At 58.1% G+C, this 13,219-nt stretch carries 11 protein-coding genes; 5 read left to right on the top strand and 6 right to left on the bottom strand.

The annotated features are described in order from the left end of the window. Nucleotides 1–15: 15 nt before the first annotated feature. Nucleotides 16–1,524 carry a proline--tRNA ligase gene (gene proS, locus VIN96_RS14270; RefSeq protein WP_331897030.1) on the bottom strand — a complete coding sequence of 503 codons (1,509 nt, stop codon included), beginning with the start codon at nucleotides 1,522–1,524 and terminating at the stop codon, nucleotides 16–18. Nucleotides 1,525–2,007: 483 nt separating this feature from the next. Here proS and VIN96_RS14265 point away from each other — a divergent pair, with 483 nt between their 5' ends. From VIN96_RS14265 to VIN96_RS14250, 4 genes are all read left to right on the top strand, one after another. After that, complete coding sequence (locus VIN96_RS14265; protein ID WP_331897029.1) at nucleotides 2,008–2,775, top strand: FadR/GntR family transcriptional regulator; 768 nt, start codon at nucleotides 2,008–2,010, stop codon at nucleotides 2,773–2,775. 249 nt (nucleotides 2,776–3,024) lie between these two features. Further along, the gene (locus VIN96_RS14260) at nucleotides 3,025–4,212 is read left to right on the top strand and encodes a fumarylacetoacetate hydrolase family protein (RefSeq protein ID WP_331897028.1); all 1,188 of its coding nucleotides are present in this window, start codon (nucleotides 3,025–3,027) and stop codon (nucleotides 4,210–4,212) included. Nucleotides 4,213–4,410: 198 nt separating this feature from the next. Further along, nucleotides 4,411–5,307 carry a MurR/RpiR family transcriptional regulator gene (locus tag VIN96_RS14255; RefSeq protein ID WP_331897026.1) on the top strand — a complete coding sequence of 299 codons (897 nt, stop codon included), beginning with the start codon at nucleotides 4,411–4,413 and terminating at the stop codon, nucleotides 5,305–5,307. A gap of 112 nt (nucleotides 5,308–5,419) precedes the next feature. Further along, nucleotides 5,420–6,409 carry a TAXI family TRAP transporter solute-binding subunit gene (locus tag VIN96_RS14250; protein WP_331897025.1) on the top strand — a complete coding sequence of 330 codons (990 nt, stop codon included), beginning with the start codon at nucleotides 5,420–5,422 and terminating at the stop codon, nucleotides 6,407–6,409. 74 nt (nucleotides 6,410–6,483) lie between these two features. Here the strand turns inward: VIN96_RS14250 and VIN96_RS14245 are convergent, their stop codons facing one another. The 3 genes from VIN96_RS14245 to VIN96_RS14235 are packed head-to-tail and all read right to left on the bottom strand — an operon-like array spanning nucleotide 6,484 to nucleotide 11,101. Further along, nucleotides 6,484–7,431 carry a dimethyl sulfoxide reductase anchor subunit family protein gene (locus tag VIN96_RS14245; RefSeq protein WP_331897024.1) on the bottom strand — a complete coding sequence of 316 codons (948 nt, stop codon included), beginning with the start codon at nucleotides 7,429–7,431 and terminating at the stop codon, nucleotides 6,484–6,486. A 15-nt stretch (nucleotides 7,432–7,446) separates the two neighbouring features. Then, nucleotides 7,447–8,184 carry a 4Fe-4S dicluster domain-containing protein gene (locus tag VIN96_RS14240; RefSeq protein WP_331897023.1) on the bottom strand — a complete coding sequence of 246 codons (738 nt, stop codon included), beginning with the start codon at nucleotides 8,182–8,184 and terminating at the stop codon, nucleotides 7,447–7,449. A gap of 1 nt (nucleotide 8,185) precedes the next feature. Continuing rightward, nucleotides 8,186–11,101: a molybdopterin oxidoreductase family protein gene (locus VIN96_RS14235; protein ID WP_331897022.1), complete on the bottom strand. Its 2,916-nt coding sequence runs from the start codon at nucleotides 11,099–11,101 to the stop codon at nucleotides 8,186–8,188. Nucleotides 11,102–11,539: 438 nt separating this feature from the next. Here VIN96_RS14235 and VIN96_RS14230 point away from each other — a divergent pair, with 438 nt between their 5' ends. Then, on the top strand, nucleotides 11,540–11,752 hold the full coding sequence (locus VIN96_RS14230; RefSeq protein ID WP_331897021.1) for a hypothetical protein: 213 nt from the start codon (nucleotides 11,540–11,542) through the stop codon (nucleotides 11,750–11,752). Here the strand turns inward: VIN96_RS14230 and VIN96_RS14225 are convergent. Together VIN96_RS14225 and VIN96_RS14220 are read right to left on the bottom strand one after the other, a co-directional pair. Next, nucleotides 11,749–12,528, bottom strand: a complete 780-nt coding sequence (locus tag VIN96_RS14225; protein ID WP_331897020.1) for an SDR family NAD(P)-dependent oxidoreductase — start codon at nucleotides 12,526–12,528, stop codon at nucleotides 11,749–11,751. The genes VIN96_RS14230 and VIN96_RS14225 overlap by 4 nt on opposite strands. After that, nucleotides 12,525–13,214: an iron-containing redox enzyme family protein gene (locus VIN96_RS14220; protein WP_331897018.1), complete on the bottom strand. Its 690-nt coding sequence runs from the start codon at nucleotides 13,212–13,214 to the stop codon at nucleotides 12,525–12,527. The genes VIN96_RS14225 and VIN96_RS14220 overlap by 4 nt, the downstream gene beginning before the upstream one ends. Between the last annotated feature and the right edge of the window lie 5 nt (nucleotides 13,215–13,219).

Below are 13,219 nucleotides of genomic sequence, written 5' to 3'. Positions count from 1 at the left end.
TGATTTTATGGGCGATCAATACGCCTTGGCGAAAATGGCCTGCTTGGTCGCGGGCGCGCCGGTCAGCACGCAGGTGCCGGGTTCCGTGGGTTGGTCGTAAGGCAGGCAGCGGATGGTGACGCCGAGCTCTTTGAGGCTTTCTTCGCTTTCCACACTCTCACACCAGTAAGCGCGCACGAAACCGGATGTGGCGTGATCGTCGTTGGCGAAGACTGTCTTGAACGCCTCGAAGTCGGTGACGTCGGTGCGCACGCGGGCGTCGCGATAGGCTTTGGCTTCATCGAACAAGGTCTTTTGAATGGCTTCGAGTTGCTCACGCACGGTGGCGACGAAGGCGTCGCTGTCTTGGGAGGCTTTGCCATAGATGTCGGTGCGATGGGTGACCATGACGGTGTTCTGGTCCAGGTCGCGCGGGCCCAGTTCGACCACGATCGGCGCGCCTTTTTTGATCCAGCTCCAGCGCTTTTCACCGGCATTGACTTCGCGTTTGTCGACATGGGCGCGCACCACGTTGCCGAATGCGACGGTGTTGTTGAGTTTTTCCGCCAGCGCGTCGGCGGCGGGCAGCACCCGGGCGGCGGCTTCGTCGTCGCGGGCAATGGGGAGAATGACGATCTGGTGCGGCGCGATGGTCGGCGGCACGCGCAAGCCGTCATCGTCGCCATGGGTCATGATCATGGCGCCGATCATGCGCGTCGATACCCCCCAAGACGTGGTGTGGCAGAAGCTTTCGCCGCCGTCCTTGTCTTGGAATTTGATGTCGGCGGCGTGGGCGAAGTTCTGCCCCAGATAATGTGACGTGCCGGCCTGAAGCGCCTTGCCGTCTTGCATCATGGCTTCGATGGTGTGGGTTTCCACGGCACCGGGGAAGCGCTCCGATGCGGACTTTTCGCCAGGAATGACGGGTATCGCCAGCCAGTCTTCGGCAAGCTTGCGGTATTCTTCCAACATGGTCGCGGTTTCGTCGCGGGCCTCTTGCTCGGTGGCGTGGGCGGTGTGGCCTTCCTGCCAGAGGAATTCCGACGTGCGCAAGAACAGGCGCGGGCGCATTTCCCAGCGCACCACGTTGGCCCACTGGTTGATCATCACCGGCAGGTCGCGATAGCTGCGGATCCACTTGGCGAAGCTTTCGCCGATCATGGTTTCCGAGGTCGGGCGCACCACCAACGGGCTTTCCAATTCACCCGCAGGAACCAACTTGCCGTCTTTGGCGACCAAGCGGTGGTGGGTGACCACGGCCATTTCCTTGGCGAATCCTTCGACGTGCGCGGCTTCTTTTTCGATCAGTTCCAGCGGAATGAACAGCGGGAAATAGCAGTTTTGGTGACCGGTTTCGCGAATCCGCTGGTCCAGACGGCGCTGCAGGTTTTCCCAGATGCCGAAGCCCCACGGCTTGATCACCATGCAGCCACGGACACCGGAATTTTCCGCCATGTCGGCCTCTTTGATCACTTCCTGGTACCACTTGGGGAAGTTGTTTTCGCGGCTGACGCTGATGGCGGTCTTTTTGGGCTTGTTGGACATGGCTGCTTTTACCGTTCGTGTACCGTTCGTGGGGTGGCGCGGGCGCGTGGACGCCCCATTTCAGTGGGCGCTCCGTTTCAATGTCGCTTGGTATCAAACAAAGTTAGCCGGAAATCAAGGGCTGATGCGCCACCCAATTCGCCCTTCGTTAGGGAGGTGTCATAAAAATGACAAGAAACGGCAATAAATTGTGTGTCACGAGTTGACTAAATGTAGGTAAGGCCTTGCAACCCACAGTGTTAATTAGGTTGGCGTCCGAGTTATTGATTTTTTTACGTTCGACGATGAAATCGTCAGATTTTAGTACGAAATTTCCGCTGCTCTGATCACATTATATGACAAAGAACTGTGGCGCGACGCGTACATATGTACTACATTGTAACGAGGGTAGAGAACTAAAAATCATATAAACGCCATAGTGATCACTTGATCATCACGAAATGATGAGGTGGCGGTGGCACAATTCGTATAGGGGATTGCAACGTGAATCACGATTGGAAAGAAGCGAAGGGCGCGAAAAGCGGCCAGCGCACATACTCTACCCGGAGTTTACACGGACAGGTGGTGCATGAGCTTGGTAAGCGCATCGTCACCGGTGATATCGACGAAGGTGAAGTGCTGCCGAATGAAACGGAGCTGGGCGCTTCGTTCGATGTGAGCCGCACGGCTTTGCGCGAAGGCATAAAGGTTCTCACCGCAAAAGGACTGCTTGCAAGTCGCACCCGGACGGGAACGCGCGTGCGTCCGCGTCACGAATGGAACATGCTGGACCCGGACATCCTGGCGTGGCGGTCCACCGCGCATGACCCGGATCGCTTTATTCAGGATCTGGTCGAATTTCGCATGGCTGTGGAACCCTTGGCGGCATCCTTGGCCGCGACCCGCGCCACCACAGAACAACTCGCCTACATTGAGCAGGCATATTTCGATATGGTTGCCGCCGGTGAGGATGTCCATGCAGGGGTCGAGCCCGACCTGCGCTTTCATCAAGGCATTTTGCATGCCAGCGGTAATGAATTGCTGGCGCCGTTGGGCGCTTTGATCGAGGCCGCGTTGACGATGAGCTTCCGTCTCGCGACACCTGCGATCAAGCTGGATTCCTTCCCGGTTCACAAAGCGGTGCTCGATGCCATTTTGGACCGCAACCCTCAGCAGGCCCATGACGCCATGGTCAATTTGTTGGGTTACGCCAAAAGCTACAACACGGCCGTGTTGAGCGAAATGCGCGAAAACGAGTCCGTCGAAGCTTAAAAATCAGCAAGAGAGAGACGAGTGTTCGTGTGATGGCTCGTTTTTCTCTTGGCTGTTTTTCGTCTTAGAGACGAGCTGGTTCAATACCGCACTCCTATCATAAAGGTTCGTTTGCTCCACTTCGACTTGTCCTCTACATTCAAGAGGCTAAGGTAGATGCGCGCGCATGGGCGCAACCTCGGGAACCAAAGTCAAAAAGAGCAAAGTCTCGCTTGGTTCGTCCGGGGCTGGGGTGATCAGGAGGACGACATGTTTCCGAAAATGACAGCACAAAACATTTTGCCGGCGGACGGTTTCGCAGGCGCATTGGTCGGTCGAGCCCTGTTTCCCGGCGCGTATCCGGGGCCGTGCGTTGTGGTGATCCGCGAAGATGGCGTGCACAACATTTCCGGTACCGTGCCGACCATGGCTGAGCTTCTGAATTCCCACAATCCGATCGAGCGCGCCACCAAAGCCACGCGCAATTGTGTGTATCTCGGTACGCTGGACGAATTGCTCGCCAATTCCACACCGGAAACGCACGATCCGTTGAAACCTTATTTCCTGTCGCCCATCGATCTGCACGCGGTTAAGGCATGCGGTATGACGTTCGTCAAAAGCATGTTGGTCCGCGCCATCGAAGAGCAGGCGCAAAAGGATCCGGCCAAAGCTGAAGAACTGTACAAGGTTCTGGAAGGCGAGATCGGCGGAGAAATCGCCACCGTCGAACCGGGCAGTGAAGAGGCGGCCAAACTCAAGGCCGCGTTGATTGAGCGCGGTATGTGGTCGCAGTATCTCGAAGCCGGGATCGGTCCGTATGTGGAAGTCTTCACCAAGGCCCAACCGCTCAGCACCGTCGGTATTGGTGCGGAAGTCGGCATTCATCCCGAGTCGAGATGGAGCCATTCCGAACCCGAAGTGGTGCTGATCACCAACAATCAAGGTCAGCCCGTCGGCGCGACGCTTGGCAACGACGTCAATCTGCATGATCTTGAAGGGCTGAGCGCTCTGTTCCTGGGCCGTGCCAAGGACAACAACGCTTCGTGCGCAGTGGGACCGTTCATCCGCCTGTTCGATGACACCTTCACCCTGGATGATGTGCGCACGCAAAACGTCGCCATGACCATTCAGGGCGATGACGGCTATCTGCTCAGCGAAACCTATCCGATGGAGGAAATGACCCGTACCCTTGACGAGCTGGTGGGCCAGACCTTCAACGAGAATCATCAATACCCCGATGGATTGGCATTGTTCACCGGCACGATGTTCTATCCCGACCAAGATCGCGATGAGTCTGGCAAGGGCTTCACCCACAAAATCGGCGATATCGTCACCATCAAGGCACCAGGGTTGGGAACTTTGATCAACAAGGTCAATCATTCCAACAAGGTGCGCCCCTGGAATTTCGGCTTTGCAGACTTGATGAACAATCTGGCCAATCGCCACCTGATCGGCTGAAGGGCAAGCCATTCTGGCCCCGTTTTGGTACGGCACAACTGTGTCAGGTGAGTTGTTAGTGTTTCATTTGTTGCAATTTGGGTGCGGGCAAGATTATGATCGGTTGCTTTTCAACGTGAAGCGCTGTCGCACCCCAGGCCAAGCTTTCATCATCATGAGCGTGGTTAAGTCAACAAAATCAAAGTGAAACGAAGCCGTATGACCTTCGAAGAAACCATCGCCCGCATAGAAGGGGCCTTTTCGCGCTTGAGTCCACAGCTCAAACAAGCGGCCCGGTATGTGATCGATCACCCAGATGATGTTGCATTATATTCCATGCGCCAGTTGGCGGCGCATGCCGATGTGCATCCCTCGACGATGGTGCGATTGGCGCGTGAGATGGGCTTCGACGGTCACGCGCAATTCCAAGAACCGTTTCAAGAACGGCTGCGTTCCAAGCCGAAAATCAGCTATGTCGGCGGTGCGCGCGATTTGCAGGCGCGCGGGGGCAACGGCAACACAAGTTCCTTGGTCGCGGAAATGTTTCAAATGGAATGCCAGGCCTTTAAGGTCTTGTCGCAATCGCAAAACCCCGATGAAATCGCCAAGGCTGCAGACGTGTTGTGCGGCGCGCGTAACATTTTCGCGGTCGGCGTGCGGTCCATGTATCCGGTGGCTTTTTATTTTCACTATGCCTGTCGGATGTTCACCGACAACGTCCATCTCGTCGGTGGACATGGCGGCACATTTGCCGATCAATTGCGCGGCGTGCGTACGGGCGACGTGGTTTTGGCGACGAGTTTTTCGCCGTACACCCGCAACACCGTTCGGGCGGTCGATTACGCCTTGGATCACGGTGCGCGGGTTGTTGCGGTCACCGACAGCACGGTGTCGCCCATTACACGGGGCAAGGATACCGTGACGTTGGTGGTCGGTAAGGAAAGCCCATCGCTGTTTCATTCGATCGTTCCAGCCATGGCCGTGATCGAGGCGCTGGTGATGCTGATGATCGCACGCGGCGGCAGCGAAGCCATTTCAGCCCTGGAAGAAAGTGAAGAGCAACTCAACGGTTTCGACGCCTATTGGCTGGAAAAATCGACCCGGATACGTCGCTGATCCGTGCGCTCAGCCCGGCGTAGCGCTGTTTTTCTGGATCGGGACGGCGGACTCCTTTAGTCTTGGATACATCACATTTTTCCTCGTCGCGAGGCGCAAAAGGGGGAACGCTATGAAGCAGCTTTTGACGACTATCGTGGGCGGCGCATTGGCGATGGTGGTGCTTGCATTGCCCTTCGGCGGCACCGCCGATGCGCAAACCGCGGTGCGCTATGTCACCATCGGCACCGGCGGCGTGACGGGGGTCTATTATCCCGCAGGCGGCGCGGTTTGCCGCTTGGTCAATAAGGGACGGCGCAGCCACGGTATTCGCTGTTCGGTCGAAAGCACCAAGGGGTCTTCGTTCAACGTCGATGCCATGCGCACCGGCGATCTGGATTTCGGTGTGGTGCAGTCCGACGTTCAATACGCCGCCGTTCACGGCCAGGCCCCGTTCGAAATCATGGGCCCGTATCCCGATTTGAGGTCGGTGTTTAACTTGTACACGGAATCGTTCACCGTGCTGGCGCGCGCCGATGCTGACATCAAGGTCTTCGACGACCTCAAGGGCAAACGCGTCAATATCGGCAATCCCGGTTCGGGCCAACGCGCCACCTTGGAAATGCTGATGAATGTAAAGGGCTGGTCCGCCTCTGATTTTTCCGAGACCATGGAGCTGACGTCTGCGGAACAATCGCGCGCGCTGTGCAACGACAAGATCGATGCAATGGTGTTCATCGTCGGCCATCCCAACGCCTCGATCAAGGAAGCCTCGATCACATGCGCCACCCGCTTGGTCGAGGTGACGGGGCCCGATATCGAGAAACTGATCGCCGATAAGCCGTTCTTTCGTCTCTCGACAATCCCCGGCGGCATGTATTTGGGATCAGAACGCGACGCGCGGACATTCGGCGTCGGCGCAACGCTGGTGACGACGGCCAACACCCCCGAAAGCGTGGTTTATGAATTGGTCAAAGCGGTGTTTGAAAACATCGACGATTTTCGCATGCTGCATCCCGCGTTCGGGCGTTTGGAACCAGCCAAGATGATCAACCACGGCCTGTCGGCGCCTTTGCATCCAGGGGCGGAACGCTATTACCGAGAGGTGGGATTGCTGAAATGATCCGCTGAACGGAACACGAAAAGGCCGCCCTTCGCAACCGAAGGGCGGCCTTTTCAATGATGACGGTATCGCACTTAGACGCTGGTGGCGCCGTAGTAGAGGTTCACCGTGTGCTTGGCTTCAGCGAAGAACAGCCAGCGTTCGACGATGATGCCCAGCGAACACAGGCCCCACGCCAACACCACGCACGCCAGAGCGACGTATCCGCTTGCAAACATCGCCAACGCGGAAAACAACAGCGGCAGGGCGAAGCCCGTCAGATGGGAGATGACTCGCAGCTTGTCGGCATGCTTTTGCGCAACCTTGTAGCCCATTTCCTTCATCAGGTAGTTGGCTGAGGTATGCGGCAGTTCCAATACGCTAACGTCACCGGCAGCGTCGATGCCGATGGCGGAATTAACCGTCGGCAGACCCTTGGAGCGCTTGTTGAAGCTCCAATACATGGTCTTCAGACCCCAGCCCAACGCCAGCGTGACCACGGTCAGGCCTTGGATGTAGAGGTTGTCCACGCCGAACAGGTGGATCAGCACGCTCATCAGCACCGCGCCGCTCATTACCGACAGCAACAGATAGGACGGCACCGTCCAATCGTTGTGCCATTGGTGAATGGTGCGAAGCGACTTGTAGATCATTGCCGTGCAGATCACCGTCAGCCACGCCAAGATGGCGGACACGACACCGGCTACGGCCCACGGGCCGGTGGTGTCTTCGAACCACACCCAGCCAATGCCGAGCAGCCCGGCGGGGATGTAGGTCAGCACCGCCATCACACCTTCGCGCGCCAGCCAAGAAGACCGCCATTGGGTCATGGCGCGCCAGGCGCGTTCGGGACGGCCGAGGTGGAAGGTCGACGACAACAAACCGACGGTGACCAGTGCGAGCGCGAAGAACAGCCCGGCGAGGCCCATCCAGCGGTCCGAAGGCAACATGCCAGAAGCGCCGAGAATGCCCATCATGGCGAGCAGGCCGTAGCCCGCGCCGGAACAGGTGGTGAAAAAGATAACGGAAAAAGCGGGATGCATATCTGTCGTCCCCCCTTACTTCGAAAGCACTTTGTCGAGCCAGCCGAGGAAGCCGTCGGCCACGATGGGCTCCAGCTCCTCGGGCGCGCCGACATCAAAGCTGTCGACTTTACGTGCGCGCGGCGGCAAGTACTTGTTGGTGGGTTTATAACCGAGTTCCGGCATCAAGTCGCGGCCGTGACGGGCTGCGGTCAACTGGGAAACATCGGATTCCGGATCGTTGAGGTCGCCGAAGTGGCGCGCCCCGGTGGGGCAAGTCAGCACGCATGCGGGCTGGCGGTCTTCGGGTTCCAGGTTTTCGTTGTAGATGCGGTCGATGCACAAGGTGCACTTCTTCATCACCCCTTCGTCAGTGTCGAATTCACGCGCACCGTAAGGGCATGCCCAGCTGCACAGCTTGCAGCCGATGCACTTGTCGGTGTTGACCAGCACGATGCCGTCTTCGGACCTCTTGTACGACGCGCCCGTCGGGCACACCGTGACGCATGCGGCGTTGTCGCAATGCAGGCACGAACGCGGGAAGTTGATGGTCAGGTTCGGGCGATCGCCGCGTTTGACTTCGAACGAATGCACGCGGTTGAACCACACGCCGTCCGGCTCCGCGCCGTAAGGGTTGTAATCGGGCAGCGGTGCGGAATGCCCGCCGGTGTTCCATTCCTTACAGTTGGTGGCGCAGGCGTGACAGCCGACGCAGGTGTCCAAGTCGATGACCAGACCGAGCTTTTTCTTCGTGTGACTGGGTAGTGACGTCATGTTATTTGCCCTCCCGCTTTTTGCGGAAGGCCTCGCCATAGCGCGAAATCTTCGGGGTGTCGGGGAGCTGCGCGAACTTTTCGATGACCGGGAATTGCGGATAGCTTTCGCCGTATTGGCTCGGCTCGGCTTTCTCGATCTTCACGCGCAAGTCGAACCATGCGGCCTGACCGGTGATCGGGTCGGAGTTCGAATAGCGATAGCCATCGTCTTGTTGCGGCAACAGTTCCGAAATCAAGTGGTTGAGCAAGAAGCCTTCTTTCGCTTCGGAAGCGTCCTTGTCCAGGTTCCACGCACCGCGGCGCTTGCCGATGGCGTTCCAGGTCCACACCGTGTTGGGGTTGACGCCGTCGACGATCTTGATCTGACAGCGGATGCGCGCGTGATGGCTCGATACCCACACCCAATCGTCGTCGGTCGCACCGATTTTTTCGGCAACGTCTTGATGGATGAACAGACGGTTCTTGCCGGTGATCTGGCGCAGCCAGGTGTTTTGCGAACCCCACGAGTGATACATATGCATCGGGCGTTGGGTCAGCGCATGCAGATTGAATTCCTTGGTGTCGACCATGGATTCTTCGAACGGCTGATACCAGATCGGCAGCGGATCGAAGTACTTCAAGATGCGTTCCGCGTCGGCTTTCGGCGGCACGTTGTCACCGTGGCCTTCGGCAGCCAGGCGGAACTTCTGGAACACTTCCGAATAGAGTTGGAAGATGATTGGATCGCCGTTGGGCAACAGGCCCATGTCGGCGGACCAGTCCAGGTAGTTCTTGTTGGCCATCTTGAAATAGCGCTGATCGGGCGCGAATTCATGCTGCCAGAAGCTCTGGTTCTCGATGTATTTGTTGAGCTGGTTGGGGTTGACTTCGCCCTTGAGCGGCTTGTCGCCCTTTTCGCCACGCCAACCGCCGAGCATGCCGACACCCGGCGCGCGTTCGTGGTTGACCATGTAATCGGCCAGACCGCCCGGATACTTCGCCGTGCCGTCATCATTGGTCAGGCCCGGCAGGCCCAAGCGGTGGCCCAGGTCGATCAGCACGCTTTGGAAGCCGCGCACGTCACGGTCCGGTTCGACCACCGGGTAACGGATGGCGTCGGCGCACGCGTCGGCGTTGGAAATGGGACGGTCCAACAGCGAAATGCAGTCGTGGCGTTCCAGGTAGGTGGTGTCGGGCAAGACCAGATCTGCATACGGCACCATTTCGGAGAAATAGGCGTCCGAGTAGATGATGTTGGGGATCTTGTAATTGCCGTCTTCATCCTTGTCCGTCAGCATTTCAATGGTGCCGGCGGTGTTCATCGACGAGTTCCAGCTCATATTGGCCATGAACATCATTAAGGTGTCTATCTTGTACGGGTCACCCTTCCACGCGTTGTGGATCACCATGTGCATCATGCCGTGGCTGGAAATCGGGTGTTCCCAGCTGTACGCCTTGTCGATGCGGCGCGGGGTGCCGTCGTCTTCGACCAACAGGTCTTCGGGGCCGGTGGGGAAGCCCAGCGGCGCGCCTGGCAGCGGGGTGTTGGGGTTGACTTGTCCCGGTTTGCCGGTCGGTTTGATGCCCGGCGGAATATGCTTGGGATACGGCGCCTTGACGCGGAAACCGCCCGGCACTTCGACCGAGCCCAGCAACACTTGCAACACGTGCAGCATGCGACAAGTGTGAAAGCCGTTGGAGTGCGCCGAGATGCCGCGCATGGCGTGGAACGACACCGGGCGACCGATCATCTTGTCGTGCTTACGCCCGGTCCAATCGGTCCACTCCTGGTCGATCTCGATGGTTTCCTTGAACGCGACGTGGGCCAGTTCGGCGGCGATGCGCTTGATATCGGCGACTTTCAGACCGCAGACGTGGGCGACTTGTTCGGGGGCGTACTGAGAGTCGAGATAGCGCCTGGCCAAGATCTCGAAGCTCGGCACCGCCTTGCGGCCATCGGCCAGGGTGAACTCGCCTTTCAACGCAGGTCGTTCGACCTTGCCGGATTTGGCGTTGGCCAACGCGCCGGCGTCTTGGTCCCAGCACAGCGGATTGCCGTCTGCGTCGCGGGCGAACAGGCCATGGTCGGCGGCGCCGGGGTCTTGGATGACCAGCCAAGGCGAGTTGGTGTAACGGATCAGGTATTCGACGTCGACGTTGCCCGATTTCAGCAATTCGTGCACCAGCGACATGACGAACAGGCCGTCTGTACCGGGGCGGATGCCGACCCATTCATCGGCGATCGCACCGTAACCGGTGCGCACCGGGTTCACGGCGACGAATTTCGCGCCACGCTTTTTCAGCAGACCCAAACCCTTTTTGATCGGGTTGGAATCGTGATCTTCGGCGACGCCGAACATCATGAAGTATTTGGAATGGTGCCAATCGGGTTCGGCGAATTCCCAGAACGCGCCGCCGATGGTGTATAGGCCACCCGCAGCCATGTTCACCGAACAGAACCCGCCGTGCGCGGCGTAGTTCGGCGTGCCGAACTGGCTCGCCCACCACCCGGTGAGAGCCTGGGATTGATCGCGGCCGGTGAAAAATGCCAGCTTTTTGGGGTCGGTCGAACGAATGTTGCCGAGACGCTCGGAAGCGATTTGCAGGGCTTCGTCCCATTCGATTTCGACGAATTGGTTGGACCCGCGTTCGCCGACGCGCTTCAACGGCTTGGACAGCCGGGCAGGGGAATAGTGCTGCATGATGCCGCTGGAGCCCTTGCCGCACAGCACGCCACCGTTGACGGGGTGATTGCGGTTGCCTTGGATATAGCGGACCTTGCCCTCATCCAAATAAACTTTGATGCCGCAGCGGCACGCGCACATATAGCACGTGGTGTACTTCACTTCATCGCCCAGGCTCGGCGATAGATCGACGTTGTCGTCGGCGGCATTGGGGTCGTCCACGACGGTGGACGGCTTTTTAATTTCATTCATTCGACGTCTCCGCTCGGTCGTTGTTCACGACCTATAGCGTTCAGGGCCTTTTGCGCATCGGTTTTCGGCGCACGGGGCCCACAGCAAAGCCAGATCCCGGAATTGGGGGTTCAATTATTTTTGTGCAGCGCACCCAAAAAGCGCGCTATTTTTGTGCGTTTGCGAACTGTTTGCGGCCCGCAAAGCATTCCGGATCATATATAATGAAATGGTTATATAAGGGAAACCTAAAAAATAAAAACCGCCCGAATTTAACCATTATTGGCCGATATTTTGCCTGTGCAGGTGTTATTCCCACCCTCAGGCGAAGCTCCGTTGCCCGAAAGTGTAGCAGCCCTAGGTTAGAATCGGTCTGGTTATTTTTCCGGCCCGTCCCCTTCGAGCTTTTGAGCAATCTGCGTCTTGCGGGAAAGAGGGATTAGACGGTAGCTTGCGGCGATGAAATATTCCGACAAATACCCAGCCCCAAACGGCGATGAACCGCAGCTGCCGCCGACGCGCAAATTTTTGGGGTTGCACCCGTTGGTGTGGATCTTTCTGGCCGTGTTATCCATAGCCGTGTTCGCCGCTGTCGATCATTTGGAAGATGCCGATTGGGACGCGCTGAGCGTGTTCGACACCAATCACGATGACGATTCGCATGACGACTAGCTCTTCAGAGATTTCAACTGGGCAATGATCGAATTGTCCACCAGCTTGGGCGCGATGCGTTGGATCAGCACGAACAAACGTTCGGCGCCTTTGGGATAGCTGGAACGCGCGCCGCGCCGGATCGCATCGGCGATGTTTTGCGCCACCTTTTCGGGTTCGTCCAGTTTCATTTTCATTGGTTCGATCAGATGTTCGAACGCGCCCGTCGCACCGGTTTTGGCGGCACGCGGCGCGATATAGGTCACCGTGATGTTTTTCGGCGCCAGTTCGCGTCGCAAGGCGTCCGACAAGCCGCGCACGCCGAATTTGCTGGCCGAATAGCCCGCAAACAACGGAAACGCGATGTCGCCGAACATGGACCCCACGTTGACGATGGTCGGGCAGTCGGATTTCTCCAGGGTCGGCAGAACGTCGCGCACCAACAGCATCGGCGCCAGCAGGTTGACCCGCACCATCAGTTCCAATGCGGCGTCTTCGGCTTTGGCCAAAGGCCCCACCGCGACGACGCCGGCATTGTTGACCAACGCGTCGATGCCGCCGAAGGCCTCAACGGCGGTGGCGATGATGGCCTGGCGGGTCTCGTTCTTGGTGATGTCGCCGGTCACGCAACGGGCGTGACCGGGGTGGTCGAGTGCGGCCTGGGTGGTTTGCAAGCCGTCGGCATTGAGGTCCGCCAACACCAGCCTGGCCCCTTGTTTTGACAAATTTTGCGCCAGCGCCCGCCCGATCCCGGAACCGGCACCGGTTACCACAAACACTTTACCGTCGATGATCATGCGCTTGCCCCTTGGTTCGCGGCCGGGGCGAGCAGTTCTTCACCCAGTTCGCGGAACATGTTGCCGAACAGTTTGTAGAAGTCCTTGGCCGCAGCGATGATGGTGTTTTCGATTTCCGTATCGTTCAGGCCGTTTACCAGATCTTCGAAAAAGCGCACGTGTTCCATGTCCAATGCACCGTGACTGGTGAGGTACGAAAACGCGTTGGGCGGGGTGTCGCCAAAACCCGCGCGGATCGCGCCTGCGGCGCGTTCTGCCAGTTCCACCGACATGCCTTCCAGCACATGCACCATGCCGAGCAGGGCATAAGGGCTTTCTTTTTCGACCAAGTAATAGGCGTGACTGATCATCACCCGGCAGGCAAAACCGCCACGGCCGTTGCGCACCGCTTCGCTGTCCGCGCCAAGCGCCTTGATGTCATCCAAAATCCATTCGTCGTGACCGGATTCTTCTGCGATGTATTCGGCCAACGCGTTGGCGTAGGCTTCGTCGCCGACACCGCAGTCTTCCAAGGCGCATTCCAGCAACGGCACGGTGAAGCGCACATGGTGGTAAGCCTGGGTAAGGTACTTTGCGTAGAGCTCTTTGGTCACGCCTTGACTGATAGCAGTCTGGATCACGCTGATGGAACGGAAGTCTTCGCGTTCAGACTGGGTTTCGGTGACAAGGCGGTCAAAAAAAGTCATGTTCG

The organism is Magnetovibrio sp. (genome assembly GCF_036568125.1).
GTDB lineage: Bacteria > Pseudomonadota > Alphaproteobacteria > Rhodospirillales > Magnetovibrionaceae > Magnetovibrio.
This window is presented reverse-complemented; position numbering and strand designations above follow the sequence as displayed.

What these genes read in the sequence shown, in the direction of transcription:
- VIN96_RS14260 (WP_331897028.1), top strand. Translation starts at nt 3,025, where the DNA reads ATGTTTCCGAAAATGACAGCACAAAACATTTTGCCGGCGGACGGTTTC.
- VIN96_RS14240 (WP_331897023.1), bottom strand. Translation starts at nt 8,184, where the DNA reads ATGACGTCACTACCCAGTCACACGAAGAAAAAGCTCGGTCTGGTCATC.
- VIN96_RS14235 (WP_331897022.1), bottom strand. Translation starts at nt 11,101, where the DNA reads ATGAATGAAATTAAAAAGCCGTCCACCGTCGTGGACGACCCCAATGCC.
- VIN96_RS14250 (WP_331897025.1), top strand. Translation starts at nt 5,420, where the DNA reads ATGAAGCAGCTTTTGACGACTATCGTGGGCGGCGCATTGGCGATGGTG.
- VIN96_RS14230 (WP_331897021.1), top strand. Translation starts at nt 11,540, where the DNA reads ATGAAATATTCCGACAAATACCCAGCCCCAAACGGCGATGAACCGCAG.
- VIN96_RS14220 (WP_331897018.1), bottom strand. Translation starts at nt 13,214, where the DNA reads ATGACTTTTTTTGACCGCCTTGTCACCGAAACCCAGTCTGAACGCGAA.
- proS (WP_331897030.1), bottom strand. Translation starts at nt 1,524, where the DNA reads ATGTCCAACAAGCCCAAAAAGACCGCCATCAGCGTCAGCCGCGAAAAC.
- VIN96_RS14255 (WP_331897026.1), top strand. Translation starts at nt 4,411, where the DNA reads ATGACCTTCGAAGAAACCATCGCCCGCATAGAAGGGGCCTTTTCGCGC.
- VIN96_RS14245 (WP_331897024.1), bottom strand. Translation starts at nt 7,431, where the DNA reads ATGCATCCCGCTTTTTCCGTTATCTTTTTCACCACCTGTTCCGGCGCG.
- VIN96_RS14225 (WP_331897020.1), bottom strand. Translation starts at nt 12,528, where the DNA reads ATGATCATCGACGGTAAAGTGTTTGTGGTAACCGGTGCCGGTTCCGGG.